Origin of the sequence: Domibacillus sp. DTU_2020_1001157_1_SI_ALB_TIR_016 (genome assembly GCF_032341995.1) — a bacterium.
Lineage (GTDB): Bacteria > Bacillota > Bacilli > Bacillales > Domibacillaceae > Domibacillus > Domibacillus indicus_A.
Genome location: NZ_CP135438.1, coordinates 252,154 through 277,903, shown reverse-complemented (window position 1 = coordinate 277,903; position 25,750 = coordinate 252,154). Strand labels below are relative to the sequence as shown.

The window sequence follows — 25,750 nt, the reverse complement described above, 5'->3', positions numbered from 1 at the left end:
CTTTGCTGTGCTTTAAGGCAAAGAGGAACGACAGTCCACCATTTTCTCATCCTGTACCCTCACGCTTTCTCCTAATGATGGCGATGAAAAGTAAAAATAAAGGAATGATAAACAAAAAATCAAGAGCGGCCGAGCTGATGAAGCCGCCAAGCATTTTGATCGACTCAGCATTACTCGTATAAACACTGCGGTAATCGAAAGAAAGACCGCTAAAGTCTGGCTGGCCGTCATGAAAAAAAAGAGCATATAAAGCGCAATAATCAGCACACTGATCACACGTCCGACAATGAGCGGCAAAAATTCAGGCAGTGGCTTGTTGGGAAAGCGAGAAGCCAGCAGTCAAATCACGATAATTCCTATCTGCATGAAAAAACCCGCAAGCAGGATTGATAACCAGCCGTCTTTCCCTGCGACTTGATGCACGTCGTATGGAAGAGAGAGAATTCCGACACCAACATGGGTTTGTAACATAAAGAAAAATAGCTGCCAATTTGAAATGCTTGCTTCCTTTTTCATTTTTCCACCCACTGTCTTTCTTCTTCTTTTTTAGGTGTTTACGGCCAAAGAAACCAAACATAGAAGCGACCACCATAAATGGGAACCGCAGAAGGCAGATCGCTTATTTCCTTTCCGTTGATGAAATGAAATAAGACGAAATAGTCGTTGAGATAACCACGATGACGGCAAAGTTTGATACAAGGCCAGCGCCGACAGTTGAAGCCCTGTTTCTCGGATAAGCTCAATGGTCAACTTCATAAAGAGTACTTCTATAAGCGGTGGATAAGGAACTTGTTCTACTGAACCTTTGATCTGAAAAACCAAGTCCTTCAGCACGATTTCTGAATAAAAACTGATAACCGAAATATAAAAAGCCGGCAGCAAAATCGCAAAGAAAAAGGAAAATAAGCGGATCAGTCATTGCTATGATTGTTGCCGCGTTTTGGGATGCTAACTTTCCGAATACAGCACCTTTACCTTTACGCCAAAAGGGCATCATCTATTGCTCTTTTTTCAATAGGATGAGGAAAACACGGTGTTTTATGCATAAAAAAGAACTAGCCTATACCGGTTGTTCACGAATAATAAAGGTATCTAAAAAATAATAAAGTCATTTAAAATAAAAAAAGTTGTTTGAAAAGATAGTGTGAAACTGGATTTAATACCGTCTTTTTACGTTTCTCGATATAATAAAATCAAGAATACGTGTTAGCTGCTGGAACCTGCTGATAAAGCAGATTCATCAATTGGCAGGTGAGGGAGTAGGTGGCCGGTAGATTAAGTACTGTATATCCAAGCTTGGTACTGCGCTTGCCCATTTCAATCGAATAGTCAGGTGTTAACCTGTGTGTATAAATCCCTTCCATGTAACTGAAAGCATTATCAGTTCCCGGCACAATAAAGTACCAGCCTCCTAGACCTTTGCGTATAAGTATTGCTTCCCAAATAGAAAGAGAAGAAAAGCGCTAGTACACCGCTTCTTTGGCCTTTTTGAAAAAACTCGGTAAAACCAAAAATTATATTTAATTAAAAGGGTGGTAAAAGGTAATGGCGGAATGCTGCTGTGAACAAAATAGCACGGACAAGTTAAAAATTGAAGGTGACATGGCTGGAGACCCTATCTGGTGCAGTCGTTGTGGTTGTAATCTGAATTTAGATGAAATATCGCTTTCAGCTGAGTTAAAAGAAGAGCTGTCTGAGTGGATGGTTAATTACGGCAGCTGGATTGATTGGGATACTGATAAGTTAGTTCCAAATGGAATTACGCTTGAGGCTGAACATAATAAACAGGGGATGAAATTGGCTGAGAAAGCAAAGAAAGGGCTTACGGGAAAATATAAAATCAAGTTCTCACCTTCAACATCAGCAAGAATGTATGCTGGTTTCGATCGCATATAGCGGAAAAAGTATTTCACTTTAATCGAGACAACGATGATCTATTTGCAGAAGATCATGGAGCGGGAACAGCATGTGGTTCACCAATAGAAAGACAATGCGCTTGGGCGCTATATATAGAAGAAACTCGGTTAAAGTGGTCTCATTTTGATAAAGATAGTTGAAAAAAAATACTATTAAAGTATTGGAACGGACAGCTTGTATGCCAGATCCATGTAGTGTGCAGTATGCAATACATGAACAAATGGATGTATTTACGCCCCTTGAACTAGATAAAGGGCGCCATGTTTTTGATAACACACGCAGCGGATTAAGCTGGATCATTTATATGCTTTGTCTGAGATAGTCATCGCTTACCAACAGACTTTAATCTGTCTTTTTGTTTGATTTATTTTAGAATTACGATTGGTATTCATTTTAAAAGAAGCATTTATTCTCAAATTGAATAAAATTTATTCTTTTTATGAATTTCACTTATATGGATTTAAAATGTAAAATCTTTAGTAAGAGAGGCTAAGAAGGGAGAGGTACACAATTTTCGGAAAACGCTTTCAAGAAGATGTTCAATGAATTGTTTTGCTAACTCATGATGATGTTTGACTTATCAAAGAAAGTACTTTTGATTTTAAGTCTGCAAAACGGCAGGAGGACGATTATATGAAAATAATGATATCCATTTCAAACAGGCTGATGCAGAAATATATGCCTGACCCGTATGTACTTGTTATTGTGCTTACATTTTTTGTGATGGGGCTTGCCGTCTTTTTAACAGACAGCACACCGGTTCAAATTGTGGGCTACTGGGGAGATGGGTTTTGGAGTTTGTTAACCTTTTCCATGCAAATGATTTTTATTGTGGTAACCGGTCATGTAATGGCGAGCAGCCCCTTCTTTAAAAAATTATTGGGTAACTTAGCGGGTACACCAAATTCACCCGGGCAGGCAATTATTCTTGTTACTCTTGTTGCACTGATTGCCTGCTGGATTAATTGGGGATTTGGCTTAATCATCGGCGCATTGTTAGCGCGAGAAATCGCAAAAAAAGTAGATGGCGTGGACTATCGGCTGCTGGTGGCAAGTGCTTATAGTGGATTTATTATCTGGAGCGGCGGGCTTTCGTCATCCGTTGCTTTAACCATTGCTACTCCTGGGCATTTCACCGAAAATCTTATCGGCGTTGTTCCAACTAGTGAAACTCTTTTTTCACCTTTCAACTTAACCATTGTCATTGGACTTATCATTTTAGTCCCCCTTATCAATCGGTTTATGATGCCTCCTAAAGATCAGGTATTTATTATTGACCGCGATTTATTAAATGACCCGAATGATATGCTGGCTGCGGTAACTGAGCATAATATGGACATGACACCTGCTGACCGTTTGGAAAACAGCAAGGCATTGTCATTGCTTACTGGTTTATTGGGTCTTGCTTTTTTAGGATATTACATTACTGCTAACGGGTTTTCCATTAACCTTGACATTATTAACTTTCTTTTCCTCTTCATTGGTATCATTTTACACAAAACACCGAGACTGTTTTTAGAAGCTGTAGCTAAATCTGTTAAAAGCGCGACGGGAATTATTATACAATTTCCATTTTACGCAGGATTAATGGGTATTGTAACCGCTTCCGGACTGGCGGGTGTATTATCCGATTCCTTTATCGCGATTTCAAATGAACATACCTTTCACATGCTGACATTATGGAGTGCAGGCCTTGTTAACTTTTTTGTTCCTTCAGGCGGCGGACAATGGGCTGTTCAAGCGCCTGTTATGCTAGAGGCAGCAAAAAGCATGGGCGTATCGTTACCTAAAACAGCAATGGCTGTCGCATGGGGAGATGCGTGGACAAACATGATTCAGCCGTTTTATGCACTGCCTGCCCTGGCCATTGCCGGTTTGAAAGCAAAAGATATTATGGGCTACGGCTTAATCATCATGCTGATCACAGGCATTTTTATTTCTTCGGTCTTTTACTTTTTATAAAAAAGGATGTTCCTTTCGTTTTGATCTCAATATGTACATATTGAGATCTTTTTAATTTTAACAAGGTATTGTATCGCGATCTTTTGTTCTACAAACAAATATGGAAAAAGAGAGTCAGTTTATCTTGTTCCTCACCGGACAGGACAAAAAAGGGATAGTGCCCTCTGCTTAGGGACTGTCCCTTTTTTATTTATAAACTTATTAAACTCCCTTAGTTAAAACGATTTAGCCAGGAGAAGAAACCGTTAATCTTCGTCCTTCCCAACGCCGCGAAACGACAGCTGGTGAAAGGTATTGATAAACACAAACAATTCTTCTCCCGTTACCTTCCTCGAATCAGCAAGGAGGGGAAGGTACATAGCCTGGTAGGTTTCCGGCACCCAGATGTAGTGATGGACATACTCTGTGAGAAGAAAGCCGCATGATTGCCAAAAGTGGATACGCCTTCTATTATCTGGTGTTTCCTCTGACTCAGCCTCAATAATTAATTTCTGATACCCCTCATCCTCTGCTTTCTGTCGCAAGTAATTAATAAAGTGTTTGCCAAGTCCATGACCTCGCTCTTTTTGGGATACAGCCAAATAGTCGATGAGCATTACTTGGTCAGATACGAGCTTCCCTGTAAGAGCCATAACAACCGCTGCCGACTCGTTGTACGCCACATGAAGCTCGGCAATTCCTTGTGCAAACATATTTTTGATGATCTTAACCGGCTTGGCTCCCTTATCTCCAAATGCTTCCATATAAAGGGGGCTCGCGTCCTGCCAAAGTTCATCATCCCAAGTGCCAACAGTTTTAATCTTCATAAAGATTTCTCCCACCTAATTTGTTGTTCCTATTATATCCATGTAGTACCATATATTATCTATATTATAGACAATTCAGTTAGACTATTTTTAAATAAATGACGCTGTTAAACACCAGTATTTGTTTTCTAGGTGCAAACATAAGAAAAACGAGGCTTGTATGATGTCTCGGCTTTTTTGCGTTATTGATTTCCTGCCACACTTTACAACATTAAGCAGAACTAAAGCCAGAGAGTACAAATATTCATTTAAAAAGTGAAAAGAGATCTGAAAATGTTGAAATATGTGTATTTAACAGTGTTTTTTGTTCAATTTATCAACATGCAAGAAAATCTTATATAAAGAAAAAAAGATATATTTTACAATGATGGCATACGAAAGGAGGGTACCGGGTGAAACTTGTAGGTTATACATCGAATTATTTATTTTTATCATTTAGGAGAGTGAAAGATGTCTAAGTTTGTTTTTGATGAAAATGAAGTAAAGGCTAAAATAGATAAAGTTGTTGAAAGGACCATGAAGATGGATTACGGGTGGGACTGGCCTGCCGGGGTAGCCTTTTTCGGTATTGCTGAAGCATATGAAGCCACCGGAGAGGAGAAATATTTACACTTTCTTAAGAACTGGATAGACAAGGAACTGGAAGATGGTCTGCCATCATTATCTGTAAATGCTTGTGCGATTGGCCATACGCTTCTTACTTTATATAAAGCCTCAGAAGAAGAAAACTATTTGAACTACGCCATTCAAATGGCAGATTTTTTATTAAACGATGCAGACAGGTTTGCAGACGGTATTTTACAGCATACCGTTAACGGAGGAAAGGATGTATTTCCCGAGCAAGCATGGGCAGATACGATGTTTATGGCGGGATATTTTCTTTTACGAATTGGCCATATGTTAGATCGAAATGATTATTTTGAATTTGGCTTGAAACAATATCACGGACACGAACAATTTCTACAGAATGAAACAACAAATTTATATTATCATGGATGGGATCATGTTGCTCAAAACCATATGTCCGGCATTTTTTGGGCAAGAGGAAATAGCTGGGCAGCCTACACGATGGCAAGAGCATTGGAGTTAATCAAAGTACAGCATCCATCTTATATGGTTATTGCGGATTCTCTTCGTGATCTGTTGAGTGCTTTAGTTCGTTTGCAATCTCCAACTGGACTTTGGCATACGATTCTAACAGATGTCGATTCCTATCAAGAGACATCTGGATCTGCTGGAATTGCTGCTGCCTTGTTGTCTAGAGGCAAATTGTATAATGAATATATACAGATGTCGATTGAAGGAATTCTTAGTCAAATCAAAGAAGATGGATCGGTAGCAAGTGTCTCTGCAGGGACGGCTGTAATGGATGATGCAGAAGGGTACAAACAGGTTCCGTATAAAAGAGTTCAAGGCTGGGGACAGGGACTAACATTAGCCTTTTTGTCAGCACTGTTAAAACAAAAGACAAAGAATTAATGCTGTTAAACAACTAAAGGAACGAAATTTGATGACAAAAAAGCTAATTGAACAATTGTTAAAATCTTTTCTTAAAATAATTTAAATTTATATTTTTTAATCAACAGTACGGCCAAATTGGATATTCTCAAATTTTGGATACAAAAACTAGACGTTCATTCACACCAATCTCTAACAGAGCCTTAACCAAAAAAAGACATCCCTTCAGAACGAATGGATGTCTTTTTTTGTTGCTTTTTAGTTTTACATGTTTCCTAACGACGAGACAATTCCTGTTTCGCCATTTCTACAAGACGCTTCGTGATTTCACCGCCGACAGAACCGTTTTCACGCGCTGTTGTATCCGCACCCAGCTGAACACCAAATTCAGAAGCAATTTCGTACTTCATCTGGTCAATAGCCTGCTGGGCACCTGGAGCCAATAGTCGGTTGCGGTTTCTGCTTGACATGATCAGTCACTCCCTTATGGGTTTTTGATTTGTCTTGCCTTAACAGTATAGGTCGTTTCCGCTCCCCTCACACTGGTAATATAATCAAACAGGGAGTTTTTTTGGAAAAGGTCACTGTTGATTAAATTGGCTGCTATCATTAATAAATCTTCATTAATATGAAACTCAAATATCATGATAGATATCACTTTTTTACCATTTATTGATTATAGAGGAAACAAGCAAAGTTACTTAACAGTTCGTCTATAAGCATAAATGTTTTCAGGAAGCAAGAACAAAAATTAAAAGGACAGGGTGCATTACTTTCTCGAATTATATATAATATTGGAAATAGCTGTCTAAAAACAAGACATTTTTGCATTTCTCAAGTTTTTCGTGAAGGAGAGTTGAATTATGGCTAGAGTGTTAAGATCGAAAAAAGATATTGAACAATTCTCACTGGATTTTCCTCAAATTGCTTTTTACGATGATCAAGGAAACAAGCATTACTTTGTTTTTGAAGACAAGCAGCGAAATGGGCAGTGGACGCTGATGTTTAATGAATACACAAAGGCGTGGACCATTCATGGAAAAGGTGAAACCTATTGCGATCCAGATGAACAGCTGCTGGAACCAGCAGAAATGGTTAAGTTTATCTGGAAGAACCGCAGTTCTGTTAATAAGGTTTTGCGTCAGAAAACGGAATTTAGTAGTGAAAAAGCGTAGTATATACAAAGGCATGCTCCATTGCTTTTCTTAACATGGCTATGATCTTTCTGCTGACACTATCAGAAAAGAATCATGGATCTTGAAAATGAAGCAAAAGACGGCGTGTATGTTGCCCCAGTAAAATTATCGAGAAGCCAGGATTTGAGGACAAAAAAGCTAATTGAGCAAATGAAAAAGGCTAATAATAAATAGCGTACAAAAGGTGAAATAGGACCCGAGAGCGGGTTCTGTTTTTTTGTTTTCGAATTAACAATTCATCGCTATCCCTGAGTTTTCGATCAGAAAATAGAATTTGTCAGCTAGGTGAAGTTTGATAGTCCAGAACCCCTTACACTTGAATCCCATAATTATGTTAACCGGTTTAACAAGCTATACTTTCATGGAACACATAGGCTATGTAATCCCGGTTGAATAAAAGCGATCATTCCTAAAAAAACTATCTAATTTAGTGGTGATAATCCAGTTCAAACGCCCTCAAGCAAACCTTTTGAAGGGGAAATTAAGACGCTCTTAGAGATATTTTAAGCATTAATCAAAAAACAATTTTTTATTTCGTTTTCATAACGAAAATCAAATTACTGTTACATATGTGCAATAACTATTTTAAAAAGTTTCATATAAACAAAATTAGTAAAAGGAAATAATATGAAAGAGATCCATACAAGATATTTGGATAAAACGATAAGGGGAGAGGTCTAAACGTGAAGAAAAGCATGATTTTTATTCTAGTTTTTTTATTGACTATTTCCCAATGGAGCATCAATCTGTCTGCTCAGGCAGCTGGTTTTACGGATGTACCAAGCCGCGTAAAGAAGGAAGTAAACTATTTGTCAGGTGGGGGGATTGTAAAAGGTTCATCTAACACGTCTTTTAATCCCCATCAAGCGATAACAAGAACAGAAGCTGTTACATTAATTGGCCGTGCTCTTCAATTAAACGGTACACAAAGAAAAACAGTATTCTCTGATGTTGGAACGGGTAACTATGCTTCCGGGTTTATACAATCTAGTGTGGACAAAAAAATTATTACTAACTCTTTATCGGGAGTAAGTGCAGGCCAGTTTTATCCGAATAAGGAAGTTACGCGCGGGGAAATGGCCATTATGATCGCGAATGCATTCGGCTACTCTTATAACGGCACGACTTCCGGAGCTGCAAAAGAGCTAATGGATCGCGGCATTGCCAGTGGAACTGCCAGTGGTACGTTTGGCGGAAATTTAACGATTAAACGTGCTGATTTTGCTGTTTTTTTAGCACGTGCGATTAATCCCACGTTCCGTACAAAACAATCTGTAAGTTTTTCAAAGGTACTTTGGACAAGTGCTGATAACCTAAATATCCGCACAGGACCTTCGACATCCTTTGCTTCACAAGGAAAGATTGCAAAAAATGTAAAAGTATCAGGTGCGCATTCGGTTGGGGACTGGATATATGTTAAAACAGGTAACACAGTCGGGTTTGTCAGTGCTTCTTATTTGCGAAGTACTTCTTTAGGAACTGCCTCACCTGAAAAGCCTTCTGCCAGTCCAGATTCATCCCTTTCTGGCCAAACAATTATTCTTGACCCAGGACATGGCGGTACAGATCCGGGTGCAATTGGCTTTGGACTTAGAGAAAAAGATGTTGTCCTTTCTACAGGGCTGAAAATAAACAACCTGCTAAAGAAAACACCTTTTAAGGTGAAAATGACCCGCTCTTCAGACGTCTTTGTCTCTGTGAATGCCCGGCCTGATTTTGCCATAAAAAACAAGGGGAATGTGTTTGTCAGCATTCATGCAAATGCGGCTAGTGCGAGTGCGAACGGTACAGAAACATTTTACTATGCAGCTGCTGCAAACCCGTATGTGTCAGACAGCAAATTACTGGCGTTAAAAATTCAAACAAGAATGACAGACGCCTGGAATTTAAATAACCGCGGGGTAAAGTCAGGAAATTACGGTGTTCTCCGTGAAAACAATATGCCGGCCGCGCTGGCGGAACTCGGTTTTATTACGAATAAAAGTGACAATGACAAATTGAAATCGGATTACTGGCAGACAGCGGCAGCCAAAGCGATCTATCTTGGTATTTTGGATTACTATAAAGCAAAAGGCTACGAAGTAGATTCTCTTTACAGCATCGCTAAATAAGACAAAGTAAAACTGGACCCGAGAGCGGGTCCGGTTTTTTGTTTTCAGATTAACAGTTCACTGCGCTATCCCTGATTTCCAAATCACAATGTCTGGTGTATTCGTCTTCAATATTTTTGTATACGTAAAACTTCACTTGTCGTCACATATATGTATTAGTATACAAAAAGGCAGAAGGAGAGAAGATCACATGAGCTACCTTGAATAATTCGAGAGAAATAAAAGAAGAAAAGAGCTTTAACGGTCCTGCCTGCCTTCCAGACAGCCTGTATGGCAACTTTAAAGATTAGGCCTTTCCATTAGTGAAGCTATGTATCTCCTGGTAGAACGCAAAATAAATACCAATCAAAAAGCAATGAAAGAGCCTGCAGCATACATAAGTAAAGACACTAAAGAAGAGGATGTAGTTGCTATGAATACAAAACCCGTCATCAAACATACAGTGAAAATGAAGAGAAACACAAAACGGCTCACCGTCAAACAATGGGAAGTGAATGGGGAGCTGCCGTGCCCGATTTCTGCGAGATATCCAGCTGTTCCATACCGACCGTGGCAGCGAGTTTAAAAACCAGCTAATTGATAAAAGGTTAGCGGCCTTCCAGATCGGCCGCTCTTTAAGCATGAAAGGCTATCTATAAGATAGCGTCATAGCGGAAGCCACGTTTAAAATTATTAAAACCGAGTTTATGAACCAGAAGAACTTTGGTAGTCTAGAGTAGCTTACGCTTGAGCTTAGCGATTACGTTAATTGGTTTAACAAGCTGCGTATTCATGGAACGTTATGCTATATGAGCCCGTACAAATATAAGCAACTGCCTCTTAAGAAACATACTAAGATTAGTAGTGTAGCCAAGGCATTGGTTTACACTACTATTTTTTATATAGTGGAAGTGAAGAGTAGGCCGGAGACAGCTTGGGATCATGAATCCGATTAAAAAACTGACCTACTTCACTTACCTTATTTGAATCAGGTTTGAGTATGTTGGATCCTTCGAGATCGTGTATAAGAAATGGGAATCAATAAGTGTAAGGTGAAGACTTCCATGCAAAGTTAGGAGGATAAGTATGAAGCACGTAATCGCATTTGATGTCAGTATGGGGAAAAGTTACATGGTTATTTATAATGAATTAAAACATTGTATGTTCGAAGGAGAAATCAACCATTTTCGGACAGAGTTTGAGGAGTTAAAGAAAAAGATTGACGAATTAACCGAAGGTTATGGAGAACAGCCCGAGATCGTATTTGAAGCAACCGGTGTTTATTCCAGGCCACTAGAGCGTTTTATGAATGAGAATTATTATACTTACTGTCTTTTGAACCCCTTGGAAGCGAAATTACAATGTGATTCCTTGCGGATTCATAAAACGGATAAGAGTGATGCACATCGGTTAGCGCTTACCCACTTTACGACAGATAGAAGGAAAAAGGAAGGTTCAGATGAGCTTCTCCACCAGTTAAAATCGCTCTCCAGATATTATAGTGAACTGGACGATGAGTTATCCGTTATTCGCAGCCGTATGCATAAAGTTATTCAATTAACATTCCCAGAACTAGAGAAAATTTTCACTAGTAAATCGGAACTGTTTTTAAATATGGTCCAGCTGTTTCCCCATCCGGAACTTATCCAAGGCCTTTCAAAAACGGTGATTAAGAATAAGGTTCGCAACAACACAAATAAAAATATATCGCCAGTAATTGCGGAAAGAAAAGCCCTTGAACTGCTTGAAGCAGCTAAACAATCTTATCCATCGGTCTCTTCGACGGATGTCTTATGTGAACAGCTCAGGTCCTACGCGAAGCGGTACCAGGAACTACTTTACGAGAAGGAACAGTGTATAAAAAGAATGATTCCGTTGGCTGAAAGTCGCGAAGAGTACCGAATCATTCTTAGCTTTCCTGGGATTGGTCCTAATACAGCGGTGCGTCTTATGGCAGAAATCGGAGATATTCATCGGTTCGATAATCATAAACAGCTTAATGCTTTTGCGGGCATTGATATCCGGCGCTTTCAATCAGGGAAGACACTTTACAGGGACAAAATCAATAAATGCGGAAACAAGCACTTGCGAAAGCTGCTATTCCTCATTATCCAGAACATGATCAAACAACGGCGTTTCGGAAAGAATCATATAGTCGACTACTATGACAAATTAAAAACGCAACCTTATAACAAGTGTCATAAAGTCGCGTCTATCGCTTGTGTGAATAAGCTGTTGAAGAATCTCTTCTTCCTTATCGCCCACAATAGAAGCTATGACTACCGGTCAGCCACCACGTCATAACTTTACCTATATAGTAGCATACCTAGACGAACCTAGTAAAAAAATTACAGCCTTACTCGGTTTATTTGGCATGACCAGAGTGACCATCAACCCGTATTTGCCAATTCATACACGCCCGCTTTTGAGACAAAAACACCCATCAAAATAAAAAAAGCTGTTGACTAAGCGTAAGAAAGCTGTCTGATTTAGTATTAATAATTTATGCCGGTACAAGCTGCTGAACACCTTTACTTGGTTCCAGCCGCTTTAACCACATACTAATCTCTCTGCAAGATTTTGATCGTTTTATTAAACAAAAAAGCCTGCAAACATCACCTTTAGAATAAAGGCTTTGTCTACAAGCTGAGAAACCTCAAAGAGGATTTAATATTTGCATTTATTTAATCATTCTTGTCCAGGTATGCAGCTCGTACTGACTGACCAGTTCATCTGGAAATGTGGTATCAGATTTATCATTTGAAAAAAAGTAAATATAAACAACTTTTCCCGATTCTAGATTTTCTTCTTGCCAGACGCGACCAATTGTAGCAAAGGTGAAATTCTTAGATTCTGCTTCATGTCGAATCACTTTCTCAACTTTTTGATCAAGTTTCTCTAAAAACGTAGAAAAGTTTGACGCTTTACCTGAATCAAATGAAAATCGCTCTTTTTTGAAATGAAAATCTTGGCCATTGAACCGAGTGCTGGCTTGATTTTTAATCTCAAGTGACTTAATAATTCCCTCCATTGTTTCTGTCGGCAGATTGATTTTCACTCTTTAAACGCTCCTTTTCATTAAATAATAAGAGCCCCACCTCTGCTAACAATAAAACTCTTTTTACTTTTCTATATGAATCTATTTTAGTTTATGCCCGTATTAATTGAAAATATTCCTATTTTGGAAAACATAGTACAAATTTCATGCTTTTTAATTCTATCTACACGGCTTAAAAACATAGCACTCACGATAGATGAATTTAGTGAGATCCAAGACTGTTCCGCAGTTAGTGCAGCCCTTGTATTTAGACTGAAAGGAGGCAAAACTATTTAGTTCTGTCTCTTTTTCTTACTGTCCAATCTGAATTGTAATAATTTTTAATTTGTACTCTTGTAAGTTAAAGTATGAGGAGAGTAATATCCGCAAATTATCAAATATAGCTCCAAAGCAAAATGAGGAACTAACAGATGCCTTGTTTGAAGAAAATGAAATATAAAGTTTAGTTTCGAATTCAGCATAAATAGAATTTTGTTTTGAAACCTAAAGGAAACAGTCGCTATCCCCTTTGTCTTAAGGAATGGCGACTGTTTTTTAGGTGACGAGAGGCGAATAAAAAATATTACTTAAAATTTTAAGCGTTTAACTGATCTCATTTTGGGTAATGGGAGGAAGCAGGGAAATTCACAGATGAGGGACGAGAATCTCGTCTTTCTAAGTGAAAGAGAATTTAAAGTATTCAAGGAGACAAAGGATGAAAGAAGGGTTTTTAGCTTTCGGATTTTTTATTATTTTAGGTTTGTTGAGTGGCTGCAATCAGCAAACTATTGAAGAAATTGATACAGCTCAATTCAAGCAATTCATGGAGGATGAAGAAAGCGGGTTTGTTGCGCTTACGTATTACACAGACCAAGAAGCAGAAAACATGGCTCGTGTAACAAAGGTATTAAAGGACAATAAGCAATTTACTAAGCACTTTAGTTATGTAAAGCAAAATACAGAAAATGACCGGCATTTTTTATATAACAATAGCATAGAGCAAAATACTGAAACACTTGCCTATTATAAAAAGGGTATTTTATGGGAGGAATTCAATTTTCCTCGTGAGTGGGATTCAGAAGAAATGATGAAATTACATAAGTTTGTTAAAAAGATAAAAATGCAGGAATCTTAAAAAGAAATTTATTTGCGCAGCAGCACTAACACCGAAAAGTTGCGCATATAGAAAAAGAATTTATTCAAGAAGAAAAGCAACATACATACTAGTACATTGCTTTGACAAGTGAAGCCCAAGGAGTTTGGATTCCTTTGGGCTCTATGTTTTGTAAATGAATCATTGTTTATAGCAGAAGGCTCTTTGTCGAGCTGAAGCCATCATCTTCTGTCAGTATGAGCTTACTTTTATCTGGTATTATCCAAATAGAAAGCATGGTGATGACTTGAGCCTTTCATCAGTGAAGCTATTTACCTCTTGGTAGAGCGATAAATAACGGCTAATCAAAAAGTGGTGAAATAACCTTTAACAATACATAAGTGAATACACTGATGCAGTTGCTGGGAATAGAAAACCCGTTATTAAACATACAGTCAAAACGAAGTTGAATACAAAGCGATTTCCACCAACTTCTCAAGGCAAGCAAGACAGCAGATTGTATGACAGCGATGAACATAAAGGAAATATTGGTTAACATTCACAAATACTTTGAAGCTAAACGGAATATAAATAGAATAGATAATTTTAAGTATTTTTGTATAAAAGATGGAAGAAGCGGCTATCTTGATGAAAAGGTCATCCAAATAAAAGGGGAGATAACCGATGAAAGTTAGACAAGATGCATGGTCAGAAGAAAATGATTTGCTGCTTGCTGAGACGGTATTACGCCATGTGCGGGAGGGAAGTACCCAACTGAAAGCGTTTGAAGAAGTAGGAGATACATTGAACAGAACAGCCGCGGCATGTGGATTCCGCTGGAATGCTGTGATCAGGCAGCAGTACGAAAAAGCATTAGGTCTTGCACGCAAACAAAGAAAACAACATCTTCGTAATGGCCAAAAGAAGGAACGGTCTTCAGGACTTCATGTTATTTCTGAAAATAATCCTGTAGACAGAGACACAATAGAAATTCCAAGCTCTAATACTCTTACGATGAGAGAGATTATTGCTTTCCTGCAAAATATAAATACTTCTGAGGCAGATTACGAAAGCCTTCGAAGAGAACTTGAAACGGTAAAACAAGAGAAAACGGCTATAGAAACAAAATACGAAGAGCTTGAAAAAAGAGCACTCACTATGCAGCAAGACTACGAGGATTTAGTAAGGATTATGGATAGGGCCAGAAAAATGGTCGTACTTGGGGATGGAGCAGCTCAAAAGCCTTCCATGCAATTAGAGAGCAATAAAGATTTAGAAATAGCAGAGTAAAAAGCACAGCAAATCGGCTGTGCTTTTTTTTATGTTTCAAATCCTGCCATTGCATAAAGCAGGCTAGTGAAATATCCTCGTTCTTTTTTAAGGCTGCCCTTCCACTTGTAAAGTTTCCCATACAAAGAAAAGTATAAAGATAAAAGAACTTTCATCTTGCGTTGAATATAAACGGTCTTCCTTTAAGAAAGTTATCTGACTTCGTATTAACAATCTAAATGTCAAAACGGCGTTATTTGGTATTTTAATTATGGAAATAACATAATTATTACTCAAAAACTAGAGATCATGAAAAAAGCTGGAGGCCCTTCCTTTTTTAAGGGGGTTTCCGACAACTAAGCTAATTTGGATGCAGATCAGACAATAAACATGAAAACAACAGCTTGATTAAGCGTGGTCAATCTAGCTTTAGACCCTGCCGGGAGGAAGAGATAATGGACAACAAATTTAACAAGATCGTAACATCAGGTATCAATGCTATTTCACGATTGATTAAACATGTAGACGAAACTAAGACACCTGAACGAGGCATTCCCTCGAAACTAGTCGATGAAGCGTCTATTGATGAAGTAGTGAAAGCAATGACCTTGGATGAAAAGGCTCATTTGGTTATTGGTTCAGGCTACCCGGGGCCCAATGGTCTAGCAGGCGCTACGCATGCTATTCCGCGTTTAGGCATACCATCGATCATCTTTTCCGATGGTCCTGCTGGCGTCAGGATTGGAGGGTTCTTTGCTGGTGCTGCTCCAAGATATGCAACTGCGTTTCCGATTCCCTCATTACTTTCAGCTACATGGGATGTGGACCAAATCACAAAGGTAGCAAAAGCCATGGGCGAGGAATCCCGGGAATATGGGGTGGATATCCTGTTAGCTCCTGGTGTTAATATTCAGCGTGACCCTCTCGGTGGAAGAAATTTTGAATATTACTCTGAGGACCCTTTCCTGGCAGGCACTATGGCTGCAGCATTTATTAATGGAATTCAATCCATGGGCGTAGGTGCATGCCTTAAACACTTTGCTGCCAATAATCAGGAAACAAACCGAACAACGATTAACGTGGTTGTCTCTGAACGAACATTAAGAGAAATTTATCTTCCTGCTTTTGAAATGGCGGTCAAGCAAGCAAAGCCATGGACGGTCATGAGTTCATATAATGCAGTAAATGGCGTTTTTGCTACACAGAATCGCTACCTCTTAACCCATATCTTAAGGGAACAGTGGGGATTTGACGGATTTGTGATGTCTGATTGGTGGGCTGTTAAGAATCCTTTAGAGGCTTTAAGAGCTGGCAATGATTTAATCATGCCCGGAGTATACAGAGGACCATTACCTATGCCCGAATTAATTAAAGAGGTATACACTAAAGCCTCAGCACCTACACCAGATTTACTTAAAACCGCTGTTCAAAATGCTGCACCCAGTGAAAGGGTTCTTGACTCCTGCGTTCATAATATTTTAAAGGTCATTGTAAAGACGCCGACGTTTAAAGGAGAATACAAGGATGTAGATTATAAACGGAAAACAAATCTTACTAAACAAACGGCTGCTAAAGGTGCCAGAATAGATCGAGAAGTGGCTGCTGAAGGAATGGTTTTGCTGAAAAATAAAAATCGCGCTTTGCCATTCAAGAGAGTTACTACCGTTGGGGTAGCAGGGCAAAATGCAATTGTAGATCTTAATCACAACAGAGCAGGAATTATCATTGGCGGCGGCGGAAGTTCTCAAGTAAACGTTGAACCAAAAGACGTTGTTTCACTTGTACAGGGTTTAAAGAATGCACGTTATGTCGTAGTCAATTCTATAAACGGGAAAAAGGTGGTAGAAGGGTTGGGTGCAGATGATGCTGCGTATTTGGCAAAAACGACGGACATTGGTTTGGTTTCCATAGGCAGGGCCTCGACAGAAGGGGAAGATAGACCAGATATGGATATAAAACCGGAAGAGGTTCAGCTTATTAAAAATCTTAGCAATGCCTATCATAAAGAAGGCAAAAAGTTGGTTGTAGTATTGAATATAGGCGCCCCTATAGAAGTGGTAAGCTGGAGAAACTATGCAGATGCTATCTTATTAGCTTGGCAGCCAGGCCAGGAAGGGGGCAATGCAATTGCCGATATCCTGTCTGGAAAAGTCAATCCTTCTGGAAAACTTCCAGTAACCTTCCCAGTAAAGTACAATGATGTTCCTTCATATGGAAACTTCCCTGGCAATACCGCTATGAATACAGTTCATTATGCTGAAGGAATCTACGTTGGCTATCGTCACTACGATACAAAAGGGATAGAACCTGCATACGCATTTGGCTATGGCCTATCCTATACAAACTTTACTTATGACAATCTTAAATTAAATTCAACCAAAATGGAATTGGATAAGAATGAACCACTGACTGTATCCATAGACGTTTCGAATACAGGAAATACACCAGGAAAAGAAGTGGTTCAGCTTTATATTCACGATGAACGTTCGTCACTCGAAAGACCTTATAAGGAACTAAAAGGTTTTGAAAAGATTTCATTAAAGCCAGGTGAAACCAAAACTGTAACATTTACATTAGACAAGAGGGATCTTTCCGTATACGATGAAGCGTCGAAAACCTGGACTGTTGAGGAAGGCCTGTTTAAAGTTCTCATAGGAAGTTCTTCACACCATATCAAACAAAAAGGCTGGTTTCGGGCTGCAGGTGGTAATTTAAAATAAAGTTTGCTTAACCGGAGCCAATTTTATTAACGGTTATGTGAGAAAATAAAAAAGAGCAGCTTGAAATAGCAAGCTACTCTTCACTCCTGGTGCTGAACAAGGGGAGAGAACAGTTTATTTGATGCCTCCATTGGAGATTGGACAGCCTGCTCCACTGCCGGGAAAAAGATTGTAAAGCGAGTGCCTTTCCCAACTTCGCTATCCACTTTAATTCTTCCACCCATGGCTTTTACAATGCTGTAGACTACCATCGTGCCAAGACCGGTTCCAATGTCTTTCGTCGTGAAGAAAGGATTGCCTAAACGGTCAAGCTGCTCTTTATTCATTCCGATCCCTGTGTCTGTTACAGTGATAATAGCATTACTTGCAATATGACACAGATCAATGCGTAATTTTCCTCCGCCAGGCATCGCTTCAATCCCATTTTTCATTACATTTATAAGGCACTGATGTAGTTTTTTGTCTTCACCGGCAATATAAATATCCGCTGTCAGGTTCATTTCAATTTCCACACTGTTCATAGCCGCATAAGAATCAACGAAATTTCGCATATGGATGATTTCCTGATGCAGATCTAATATCTTTACGTCTTCTAATGAAGGCTTTGCAAAGGTAAGATACTCTGTGATCGTAGCTTCTGCTTTGTCCAGAGCTTCCAAGGCCGTTTCGGCATACATCTTTTTCTCCGCATCTGAAAGGCCAGGCTCGCGCAATAGCTGAACAAATCCCTTTGTAACAGTCAATGGGTTTCTGACTTCATGAGAAATACTTGCAGCCAATTCACTGACCGTTCTAAGTTTTTCAAGCTTTAGTACTTCTCTGGAAAGCAGCGCACTTTGCCTTGTTCTTTCATTTACAATTACAAACGATACAACCCCCAGTAATTGGGTCAACAAGATCGTAACAAAAACGATAAGGTATTCCACATCTGTTTTTTCTGAATCAAAGAAAAACATCAGTGCCATTCTGGAACCTGATCCAAATAAAGCGGCTATTGCAGCCAGTTGTACTTTTCGCCGCATATTAACTGCATTTTGGAAGAAAGGAATAATAAAAATGATGGAAATAAGCAACAGAGAATAAATCAATAAAGCCATATGAAAATGAGGGATGTCTAAATAAAAACGATATGTCAGCATCACTACTGTTAGTACAATCGCAACCCTGCGCCCTCCATATAAGGCCCCAACGATGAGGGGGATTTGACGAAAATCAGGGGTATGGCCTGCAGAATTGATAATAGGGAAGCTCATACAAAAAATAATGGATACGGCAGAGACAAGAGTAACCATAATTTTACTTGTCAATGGGGTGGTTTTTCCTTCAATAAACTTGAAATAGAAAGTGAAACAAGAATAAACTATGAAAATATTTAATAATGCGTTTTGAATACCATCTGATAAGCTACTCAATTTATCAGCTCCGTTTTCATGATCGGTTCGTATAATTTTGCAACTTTTACATTAGCTGACCGGACTGCATAAAAGAGTAAAATTTTTCTCTTTTCAAAGCTTTTATCTTCCATAAAATCAAGTTCTGCAAGATAGGTATTTCTTTTTATTGTCCTATAAAATAAGGCCGTATTCTATATAATTTGATCGACAAATAATGACATTCATCCGGTTAACTGTATTGAATAATTGCTTTTAACAAGCTAGCGGTGCAAGCAGTGGTTGAGTGGCCTGACAGGGGAAGCGGGGTGTATAGGGTACCTGCTCTTCTGCTGGAAAGAGCAATAAAAAGCAGCCAGGTGAAAACCTGACTGCAAAAAATGCAACGATTCGTAATGTGTGATTTAGATGACAATACTATTATGGTCTAATCAATGAAAAGTTATGCAGAAGAAAAAAAGAAGAAATCTTATCCAGTTTTAAAGTTCCCTATATTTTGAAGCTGGTATTGAAAGATAAGCTCATCTAATTGCTCACTGTACCTTAAAGCTTCTGGGCTTCCAAGACCATGTTCCATCCCGGCGGTAATCAAAACATGTTGAAGGCCGTTAATTTGCTTGTTTAACTCTTCTAGATTCATTTGATTATTCATCATGTTGTTTCTCCAGATTATTTTGTTTATTTAAAATAAGGCAGGAAAAAAGCATATGAGAAATCAAGAGAAATAACAATACATCTGACAAAAGCTCTGAAGATATGACATTTAACATTGGGTTAAAGAAAAGACAAAAGCTGAGAAAATCCTACTTTTATAGATCTAGAAGCGCCAGCAGAGATCGACCTGCTGAAAAGTGCAGTACACATCGTTACAAAAAACGGGAAGCTCATAAAACTTGTTATACTAATATTGGATAGTTGACTGAAACTGGTGAGTAAAAGGCTCTTTCAACAATTAACTCAAAAGAAAGGCTTCTCAATTTAAATGTGACATATATTCAAATGCTGTTGTTCCATACACGCTTTTAAAGTGCTTATTTAAATGGGTTAAATCAACAAAACCATATTCAGTTACTGCTGAATAAACATCTCCATTTTGTTCTATTAATTGCTTTGCACGTTCTATCTTGCAGTTAAGAAAGTATTGGTAGGGTGAAATCCCAGTATGAGCCTTGAATAACCTGATAAACTGAAATTTTGATAAATGAAGCTCTTTACATATGTCATCAAGTTTAAGTACATGCACTAAGTTGGCATGGAGCATATCTTTTGCTTTTCTAATTAGAGCATTATCTTTCTTATAGTCTGTAGAAAGGTTTGTTTGAGTAAGGCTGTCTGTGAGGGATAAGAATAATTCGCTGCACAAAGCCTCCTCTTTTTCGCTTAATATGGCATGAGAAAGACTTAATATTCTTTGTTCAAGTCTTTCATCGTACACAACAGGGGTTGAAAAGCATACCATATCCTTTTTTTTCGCAGCCTCTAAAAGCAATTGTGGCTCAATATAGAGCATTACATAATCAAGGCCTGTCTCATCATGTGCCATTCCGTCATGTGCCTGTTCTGGATTAAAAAGCATCACACCATTTTGATAGGATAATTGTAAACTGCCACCCAAGTTATACCGTTGAATACCACGCAACGTTACACCTATTGCGTACTCCTGGTGAGAGTGCTTTTTATACGTAAAATCAGTCATACTTGCTGACAGTGCAGTAATACCTGCCGATTTTTTATAGATAAATTTGTCCATTTCATTCACCCTTTGGATTTCAAAACTACATAAGGAAGCTAGACATAACTAATTATAATTGCCTTTATTGCTTGCCTTCATAAAGTCCTTTCCTTCATCTTAAAAGAATGCTTTTCTTCAGGAAAACGTTTATTCTTTACACCAGCAGTATAAGCCTGGATGGGTTCCAGTACAACGGATTCAATGAATGGTATTGTTTTACAAACTTGGGGACTCGTTCAACACCATAATTTAAAATATCGTGATCCCCCTAGTTCTGCAAGTGTTGCAGAAGGGTAGTCATAGGCTGTTACCATGACAATCTTTTCATTGCTTTGCTTCATTTTCAAGAAAGCTCTCGTTTTATTTTCTCCTTCATTTGTTTACCTACATCCATATCATGATGGCAGCATAAACCAAAAATAATGCCATCACGACATTAACTGTTTTTTTATGCTTCTGTAAAAGTTCCTTGAAGATTGCACCGAAAAGAACCCATGTGACAAATGCTAAAAATCCAATAAGAGTGATAGCTATCACACCAATTGTCACTCCAGGAACTGCGGTATAGTAGGGCATAATAAAGCTAGGAATGACAGTCATTGTAAATAGGACCACTTTTGGATTCAAAAACTGCATAAGAAAGCCTGACATAAAGGTACCCGTTTGGTTTACAGCTGGTTTCGAAGTATCCATTTTGTAAATTTGATAAGCGAGATACAACATATACACGCTTCCGACTATCTGCATAACCATTAAAATTTTAGGCAGTATCGTGACAAGCAACGTATTCAACAAAGAAGAAATAGCAAGCAATAAACCAAAAGCAATCGTTGCTCCATACGTATATTCCATTGCCTTTTTGGTCCCAAAATTATGTACTGTGGATAATATGACGATATTGGTAGGTCCTGGTGTAAAGGTAACAATAAAACAGTACATAAAAAAAGATGTAATATTCATGAGGGAAACTCCTTTCAAGTTATCTTAATGAATATTACATCTTAAAATGAAATGGCGTATAGTATATTATTGCACCCTGTAGTTGAAAAAAAATTAGCGCCGCATTCCCCTTCAAAATCTTCGATTTAGTGGGGGTTAGGCGCTAAGGTCTTAATTCTTCCTACTCTTCTATATATTTTTTCATTAGACCCATTGCTAATTCTTATTTATAATCACTCATATTGATTCTCTTTTCGTTTTACAATTGATTTCCATTTTGATACGATCAACGTATCATAAGGACTAAAAAATGGAAAGGAGGGTTTGGCTATGAAAGTTGCGAAGTCGTTGCTGCACAAAATTACAAATCAGACCGAAATCTTCAATGCTACGCTGGATATTTACAATGATGCCCTGTCCTTCATCATCCAGGTGATTGACAAAGAGTTTGGTAATACCGACGACCTGACAACAAAATCAATTGTGCCGGCAGTAGAAAAACTGATTCACGCAACCAAATCAAACCCTCTTCCGAAATACAAAGAATTTAACGAGCGTTTTTACAAGTTTCCGTCTTACTTCCGCAGAAGTGCCATTGCTTCCGCTTTTGGCAAAGTAAAGAGCTTCCGCTCTAACTATCAAAATTGGGAAAAAGAGCAGAAATACGCTCTTTCCGAAGGAAAAAAGTTTAAAAAACAGCCTCCACGGCTGCAAGTGAAACATAAAGAGTTCCCCGTTTTTTATCGCGGAAACATGTTCAACAGGACGTCTGATACGACTGCACAAATCAAGGTATTCTACCAGAATGACTGGGTATGGACAGATATCGAATTTAAAGAGCAGGACCTTTATAAACGGGGTGTCTGGGAATGGAAGGAGAACAACCCTAAGCTGATTAAGCGGGGAAAGAAATTCTTCCTTTCCATCAGCTATGAAAACAAAGTTACTTTAACAAAAACACCTATTCAAGAACAAAAAGTGTGCGCGATAGATCTCGGACTGACGAACTCTGCGGTTTGTTCAATTATCGATGCAACAGGCACTGTCTTAGGCCAGAAGTTTATTGACCAGCCTAAAGAAAAAGACCGTCTGCAGACGTTAACGAATAAACTGCGGAAAGCCCAGCGGGCAAGCGGCCGCATTCAGGCACCGAATTTTTGGCGGCAGATCAATGGATACCAGCAGCATATTGTCCGCCACACAAGCCAGGAAATTATAAAATTTGCGGCAAAGCATGGCTGTGACGTCATCGTATTCGAATACCTGGGCAGAATGAAAACCCCAAAGGGGTTCTATGGAGCCAGAAAACTTCGTTTCAAGCTTCACGGATGGCGAAAAATAGGCATCCAGAACAAAGTGGAAGAAATGGCTCACTGCCTCGGCATACGGATTTCCCGGATCAATCCGCGAAACACCAGCGTCCTGGCGTTCGACGGCTCTGGAAAAGTGGAACGGAACCCGAAAAAAGACCTTGCCACGTTTTCAACAGGCAAAGTCTATCACGCGGATTTGTCCGCTTCTTATAATATCGGGGCCCGTTATTTCATTCGGGCTTTTCAAAAATCCATCTCGGAAACGAAATGGTTGTCTCTTCAGGCAAAAGTTCCTGAGCTGGCAATAAGGACATCCCAGACCTTGTCTTCGTTCATTAGTCTCCATCATGCACTCGGGCTTCCGCAGGAAGCTTAATCCGCTGATGCTGTACCGTATTCAAGATAAGGAATGCTCCATTAAAATCTTTGATTTAGGTGGAGAGGTTCACAAAGGCTGTCTAATCTGTATTGAGAACATAAAAAGTTCATTACCAGGTTTCACGAGGTAAAAGATAAAAAAGTAAAAATAAAAACAGCACTGGAGAATGGCGCTGTTATACCAGGTATTCGTTTACCGCTTGCAAGGTGGCTGTAATTTTATCATGCAATCGGATACTCGCAATTCCATCATATGGTGTTTCGCTTTCTGTTACAATGACAACCCGGGCGGCATTTCCTCCTTGATATGCTTCATCAACTAAGGAGTTGAACGGCCATACTTGAAGAGAGGTGCCAAGAATGATCACTAAATCTGCTTTTCTCGCTTCCTCAATCGCTTCAGACCAAGCAAGGTGCGGAAGTTCTTCTCCAAAGAGAGTCACATTTGGGCGGACCGTTCCTTCGCAATCCATGCAAACATCGCTGTGTTCAACGGTAAATTTACTTGCATCATAATCTCGTCCACACCTATCACAGGTGAGGTAGCGAAGATGTCCGTGAAGCTCAAGAACTTTTTTGCTTCCAGCCGCTTTATGGTATCCGTCAATATTCTGGGTAAGGATGGATTTAACCAATCCCTTTTTCTCCCACTCTGCCAAAAGGCGGTGGGCAGCATTTGGTTCATGCCCGGCTGCGTCATTCAATCGTTTTGTGAAAAATTCGCGGAACTCATCCGCCCCTACTTTAGAAGCGTGGGAGATTTCTTCTGGGCGCCTGCCATCCCAAAGACCGCCCTGTGAACGAAAGTCGGGAAGACCGCTTTCAGTCGAGATGCCCGCTCCAGTTAAGATCACTGCATGGCTTGACTGTTTCAAAAGCTCGGCAATGTTTTTTGTTTTTTCCTTTGTCACACTAAATCCCTCCTAGATTTTGACGGATATCCTTCATAATAAAGCACTTTAATCAAAATAAAAAGCAGCCTTTATGGACCGCTTTTTGTGAGCTTGCTTGTACAGACTTTTTGCTTTTTAGTTTTTCAGGAGCGCGTTTTGGCGCAGCAATTGAGCGTGCTTGATTACTTTAGTTCTTACACTGGCTTCTTCACAGAAAGACTCTCTTAAACGTTATGGTTGATTTTTCGCTAACGAATTTAAAGAAAAGGCCTGTTAAAGGATGTTCACTTCATCAGAAGAGTGGGGGAGCCATTTTAACAACGAAACGAACCAGCTATATACTTACTACCAACACCCAGCTTTCGGAAAGCCTGTTCGTAAATGGGTGACGACGCCAGTAATCTAAAGTATAATTCATTATAAAAAGGCTAATAGGACGTGAGTATAGAGTGAAAAAAATAACGGTTGAAAACTTGGTTCGGAAGTTTTCATTGAAAGTGCTGGCTGGTGAAAGCCAGCTGCAGAAAATAATTACGCAGCCGCGAGTGCATCGTCCGGGCCTTGAATTTGTTGGCCATTTCGATTTTTTTCCAACAGAACAAGTTCAAATCCTGGGGAAAAAGGAAATTACCTATTTACATAAATTAAGCCATGAAGAACGTAAGCTCCGAATTGGGAATATTGTTCACTATCATCCACCTTGTTTTATCGTAACGGCTGGTGAAGAGGGGCTTACCTATTTAATTCATCATTGTACAGAGCAGGGGATCCCCTTGTTAGTAACAAACAAGCCTGAGATCACTTCAGAGTTCATCACCAAATTGGATGGTTATTTAATAAAGGAATTGGCGTCCGAAATGGCAATACATGGAGTTTGTATGAATGTGTCAGGCATTGGCATATTACTTCGCGGAAGCTCGGGAGTAGGGAAAAGCGAGACAGCGCACACATTAATTCGCCGGGGACACCGGCTGGTTGCCGATGATATTGTTGTTCTAAAAAGGCTTAGTCCGCAAACTATTCTAGGCACACATGACGAGAAAACCAAGGAGTTTTTGGCTCTCCGCAGTATTGGGTTATTGAATGTGGTCCGCTTATACGGTCGTAAGGCGTTTCAGGATGAAACACGAATCGCTCTTGATATCCATTTAACGAAGTGGGAGAAGGATGCCTTGTATAATGATTTGGAACAGGAATTTCACTATACTGACTATATGGGTGTTAAGGTCCCTTCCATAGAAATCCAACTTCAGCCTGGGCGTGATGTGGCAGGGTTAATTGAGGCCGCTGCAAACAACTGGTATTTAAAGGAACAAGGATACAGCGCAGCAGAAGAGTTCATGAGCAGAATTGAAGCTGATATCACGAAATCTGACAAGGAATGATTTTTTAAACTTTGTTAAATGAAAGCATCTCTTAATGAATGTGTATGTAATCTTCTTATATGATTCAAGCTGCTGAACTGTTCAAACAGTCAGTAACGTTCTTTACTGGAGAGAATTTTTAGAAGAACTAACATTACGCTTTAATAAAGCACAAAAGGTAAGAAGAGAAGG

At 39.1% G+C, this 25,750-nt stretch carries 23 protein-coding genes and 1 pseudogene; 13 read left to right on the top strand and 11 right to left on the bottom strand.

The genetic code is table 11. The features are described from left to right. Positions 1 to 339 precede the first annotated feature (339 nt). From RRU94_RS01300 to RRU94_RS01295, 3 genes are all read right to left on the bottom strand, one after another. Positions 340 to 528, bottom strand: a complete 189-nt coding sequence (locus RRU94_RS01300) for a GerAB/ArcD/ProY family transporter (protein ID WP_315691459.1) — start codon at positions 526 to 528, stop codon at positions 340 to 342. Between the two features lie 18 nt (positions 529 to 546). After that, positions 547 to 912 (bottom strand): spore germination protein, encoded by a 366-nt coding sequence (locus RRU94_RS25630; protein WP_410492963.1) that lies wholly within the window; start codon positions 910 to 912, stop codon positions 547 to 549. A 281-nt stretch (positions 913 to 1,193) separates the two neighbouring features. After that, positions 1,194 to 1,394 carry a hypothetical protein gene (locus RRU94_RS01295; protein ID WP_315691458.1) on the bottom strand — a complete coding sequence of 67 codons (201 nt, stop codon included), beginning with the start codon at positions 1,392 to 1,394 and terminating at the stop codon, positions 1,194 to 1,196. A gap of 151 nt (positions 1,395 to 1,545) precedes the next feature. On the opposite strand from RRU94_RS01295, the gene RRU94_RS01290 reads away from it, so the two are divergent. Both RRU94_RS01290 and RRU94_RS01285 read left to right on the top strand, forming a co-directional pair. After that, positions 1,546 to 1,896 (top strand): hypothetical protein, encoded by a 351-nt coding sequence (locus tag RRU94_RS01290; RefSeq protein ID WP_315691457.1) that lies wholly within the window; start codon positions 1,546 to 1,548, stop codon positions 1,894 to 1,896. 654 nt (positions 1,897 to 2,550) lie between these two features. Further along, complete coding sequence (locus RRU94_RS01285; RefSeq protein WP_315691456.1) at positions 2,551 to 3,879, top strand: short-chain fatty acid transporter; 1,329 nt, start codon at positions 2,551 to 2,553, stop codon at positions 3,877 to 3,879. Positions 3,880 to 4,124: 245 nt separating this feature from the next. Here RRU94_RS01285 and RRU94_RS01280 read toward each other — a convergent pair whose 3' ends face one another. Continuing rightward, a complete protein-coding gene (locus tag RRU94_RS01280; RefSeq protein ID WP_315691455.1) occupies positions 4,125 to 4,685 on the bottom strand; it encodes a GNAT family N-acetyltransferase in 561 nt (186 codons plus the stop codon). Positions 4,686 to 5,135: 450 nt separating this feature from the next. On the opposite strand from RRU94_RS01280, the gene RRU94_RS01275 reads away from it, so the two are divergent. Next, a complete protein-coding gene (locus tag RRU94_RS01275) occupies positions 5,136 to 6,164 on the top strand; it encodes a glycoside hydrolase family 88/105 protein (RefSeq protein ID WP_315691454.1) in 1,029 nt (342 codons plus the stop codon). A gap of 254 nt (positions 6,165 to 6,418) precedes the next feature. Here RRU94_RS01275 and RRU94_RS01270 read toward each other — a convergent pair whose 3' ends face one another. After that, on the bottom strand, positions 6,419 to 6,613 hold the full coding sequence (locus RRU94_RS01270; RefSeq protein ID WP_315691453.1) for an alpha/beta-type small acid-soluble spore protein: 195 nt from the start codon (positions 6,611 to 6,613) through the stop codon (positions 6,419 to 6,421). A 393-nt stretch (positions 6,614 to 7,006) separates the two neighbouring features. On the opposite strand from RRU94_RS01270, the gene RRU94_RS01265 reads away from it, so the two are divergent. The 5 genes and pseudogenes from RRU94_RS01265 to RRU94_RS01250 all read left to right on the top strand — a co-directional run bounded on the left by RRU94_RS01265 (position 7,007) and on the right by RRU94_RS01250 (position 11,733). Then, a complete protein-coding gene (locus tag RRU94_RS01265; protein WP_315691452.1) occupies positions 7,007 to 7,318 on the top strand; it encodes a hypothetical protein in 312 nt (103 codons plus the stop codon). 704 nt (positions 7,319 to 8,022) lie between these two features. Then, positions 8,023 to 9,450 carry an N-acetylmuramoyl-L-alanine amidase gene (locus RRU94_RS01260; protein ID WP_315691451.1) on the top strand — a complete coding sequence of 476 codons (1,428 nt, stop codon included), beginning with the start codon at positions 8,023 to 8,025 and terminating at the stop codon, positions 9,448 to 9,450. A gap of 412 nt (positions 9,451 to 9,862) precedes the next feature. Then, positions 9,863 to 10,015 carry a hypothetical protein gene (locus RRU94_RS01255; RefSeq protein WP_315691450.1) on the top strand — a complete coding sequence of 51 codons (153 nt, stop codon included), beginning with the start codon at positions 9,863 to 9,865 and terminating at the stop codon, positions 10,013 to 10,015. Between the two features lie 169 nt (positions 10,016 to 10,184). Then, positions 10,185 to 10,385, top strand: a pseudogene (locus tag RRU94_RS25625) (IS3 family transposase); the annotation flags it as partial. Positions 10,386 to 10,515: 130 nt separating this feature from the next. After that, a complete protein-coding gene (locus RRU94_RS01250) occupies positions 10,516 to 11,733 on the top strand; it encodes an IS110 family RNA-guided transposase (RefSeq protein WP_315691449.1) in 1,218 nt (405 codons plus the stop codon). 376 nt (positions 11,734 to 12,109) lie between these two features. Here RRU94_RS01250 and RRU94_RS01245 read toward each other — a convergent pair whose 3' ends face one another. Continuing rightward, on the bottom strand, positions 12,110 to 12,487 hold the full coding sequence (locus tag RRU94_RS01245) for a hypothetical protein (RefSeq protein ID WP_315691448.1): 378 nt from the start codon (positions 12,485 to 12,487) through the stop codon (positions 12,110 to 12,112). A 694-nt stretch (positions 12,488 to 13,181) separates the two neighbouring features. Here RRU94_RS01245 and RRU94_RS01240 point away from each other — a divergent pair. The 3 genes from RRU94_RS01240 to RRU94_RS01230 all read left to right on the top strand — a co-directional run bounded on the left by RRU94_RS01240 (position 13,182) and on the right by RRU94_RS01230 (position 17,548). After that, positions 13,182 to 13,601 carry a hypothetical protein gene (locus RRU94_RS01240; RefSeq protein ID WP_315691447.1) on the top strand — a complete coding sequence of 140 codons (420 nt, stop codon included), beginning with the start codon at positions 13,182 to 13,184 and terminating at the stop codon, positions 13,599 to 13,601. Positions 13,602 to 14,243: 642 nt separating this feature from the next. Further along, positions 14,244 to 14,849 (top strand): RsfA family transcriptional regulator, encoded by a 606-nt coding sequence (locus RRU94_RS01235; RefSeq protein WP_315691446.1) that lies wholly within the window; start codon positions 14,244 to 14,246, stop codon positions 14,847 to 14,849. A 434-nt stretch (positions 14,850 to 15,283) separates the two neighbouring features. After that, positions 15,284 to 17,548, top strand: a complete 2,265-nt coding sequence (locus RRU94_RS01230; RefSeq protein WP_315691445.1) for a glycoside hydrolase family 3 C-terminal domain-containing protein — start codon at positions 15,284 to 15,286, stop codon at positions 17,546 to 17,548. A gap of 80 nt (positions 17,549 to 17,628) precedes the next feature. Here RRU94_RS01230 and RRU94_RS01225 read toward each other — a convergent pair whose 3' ends face one another. The 4 genes from RRU94_RS01225 to RRU94_RS01210 form a co-directional block, all read right to left on the bottom strand. Next, positions 17,629 to 18,960: an ATP-binding protein gene (locus RRU94_RS01225; RefSeq protein WP_315691444.1), complete on the bottom strand. Its 1,332-nt coding sequence runs from the start codon at positions 18,958 to 18,960 to the stop codon at positions 17,629 to 17,631. Between the two features lie 448 nt (positions 18,961 to 19,408). Next, positions 19,409 to 19,594: a Spo0E family sporulation regulatory protein-aspartic acid phosphatase gene (locus RRU94_RS01220; RefSeq protein ID WP_315691443.1), complete on the bottom strand. Its 186-nt coding sequence runs from the start codon at positions 19,592 to 19,594 to the stop codon at positions 19,409 to 19,411. A 318-nt stretch (positions 19,595 to 19,912) separates the two neighbouring features. After that, a complete protein-coding gene (locus tag RRU94_RS01215; RefSeq protein ID WP_315691442.1) occupies positions 19,913 to 20,689 on the bottom strand; it encodes an AraC family transcriptional regulator in 777 nt (258 codons plus the stop codon). Positions 20,690 to 21,055: 366 nt separating this feature from the next. Further along, a complete protein-coding gene (locus tag RRU94_RS01210; RefSeq protein WP_315691441.1) occupies positions 21,056 to 21,631 on the bottom strand; it encodes a LysE family translocator in 576 nt (191 codons plus the stop codon). A gap of 309 nt (positions 21,632 to 21,940) precedes the next feature. Between RRU94_RS01210 and RRU94_RS01205 the strand changes: the two genes are divergently transcribed. Then, a complete protein-coding gene (locus tag RRU94_RS01205) occupies positions 21,941 to 23,299 on the top strand; it encodes an RNA-guided endonuclease TnpB family protein (protein ID WP_315691440.1) in 1,359 nt (452 codons plus the stop codon). Positions 23,300 to 23,477: 178 nt separating this feature from the next. Here the strand turns inward: RRU94_RS01205 and RRU94_RS01200 are convergent, their stop codons facing one another. Further along, positions 23,478 to 24,212 (bottom strand): NAD-dependent deacylase, encoded by a 735-nt coding sequence (locus tag RRU94_RS01200; protein WP_315691439.1) that lies wholly within the window; start codon positions 24,210 to 24,212, stop codon positions 23,478 to 23,480. Positions 24,213 to 24,643: 431 nt separating this feature from the next. Here RRU94_RS01200 and hprK point away from each other — a divergent pair, with 431 nt between their 5' ends. Then, positions 24,644 to 25,579 (top strand): HPr(Ser) kinase/phosphatase, encoded by a 936-nt coding sequence (hprK, locus tag RRU94_RS01195; protein WP_315691438.1) that lies wholly within the window; start codon positions 24,644 to 24,646, stop codon positions 25,577 to 25,579. Positions 25,580 to 25,750 lie beyond the last annotated feature (171 nt).

What these genes read in the sequence shown, in the direction of transcription:
- RRU94_RS01290 (WP_315691457.1), top strand. Translation starts at nt 1,546, where the DNA reads ATGGCGGAATGCTGCTGTGAACAAAATAGCACGGACAAGTTAAAAATT.
- RRU94_RS01285 (WP_315691456.1), top strand. Translation starts at nt 2,551, where the DNA reads ATGAAAATAATGATATCCATTTCAAACAGGCTGATGCAGAAATATATG.
- RRU94_RS01280 (WP_315691455.1), bottom strand. Translation starts at nt 4,685, where the DNA reads ATGAAGATTAAAACTGTTGGCACTTGGGATGATGAACTTTGGCAGGAC.
- RRU94_RS01275 (WP_315691454.1), top strand. Translation starts at nt 5,136, where the DNA reads ATGTCTAAGTTTGTTTTTGATGAAAATGAAGTAAAGGCTAAAATAGAT.
- RRU94_RS01270 (WP_315691453.1), bottom strand. Translation starts at nt 6,613, where the DNA reads ATGTCAAGCAGAAACCGCAACCGACTATTGGCTCCAGGTGCCCAGCAG.
- RRU94_RS01265 (WP_315691452.1), top strand. Translation starts at nt 7,007, where the DNA reads ATGGCTAGAGTGTTAAGATCGAAAAAAGATATTGAACAATTCTCACTG.
- RRU94_RS01255 (WP_315691450.1), top strand. Translation starts at nt 9,863, where the DNA reads ATGAATACAAAACCCGTCATCAAACATACAGTGAAAATGAAGAGAAAC.
- RRU94_RS01250 (WP_315691449.1), top strand. Translation starts at nt 10,516, where the DNA reads ATGAAGCACGTAATCGCATTTGATGTCAGTATGGGGAAAAGTTACATG.
- RRU94_RS01240 (WP_315691447.1), top strand. Translation starts at nt 13,182, where the DNA reads ATGAAAGAAGGGTTTTTAGCTTTCGGATTTTTTATTATTTTAGGTTTG.
- RRU94_RS01235 (WP_315691446.1), top strand. Translation starts at nt 14,244, where the DNA reads ATGAAAGTTAGACAAGATGCATGGTCAGAAGAAAATGATTTGCTGCTT.
- RRU94_RS01230 (WP_315691445.1), top strand. Translation starts at nt 15,284, where the DNA reads ATGGACAACAAATTTAACAAGATCGTAACATCAGGTATCAATGCTATT.
- RRU94_RS01220 (WP_315691443.1), bottom strand. Translation starts at nt 19,594, where the DNA reads ATGATGAATAATCAAATGAATCTAGAAGAGTTAAACAAGCAAATTAAC.
- RRU94_RS01215 (WP_315691442.1), bottom strand. Translation starts at nt 20,689, where the DNA reads ATGGACAAATTTATCTATAAAAAATCGGCAGGTATTACTGCACTGTCA.
- RRU94_RS01210 (WP_315691441.1), bottom strand. Translation starts at nt 21,631, where the DNA reads ATGAATATTACATCTTTTTTTATGTACTGTTTTATTGTTACCTTTACA.
- RRU94_RS01205 (WP_315691440.1), top strand. Translation starts at nt 21,941, where the DNA reads ATGAAAGTTGCGAAGTCGTTGCTGCACAAAATTACAAATCAGACCGAA.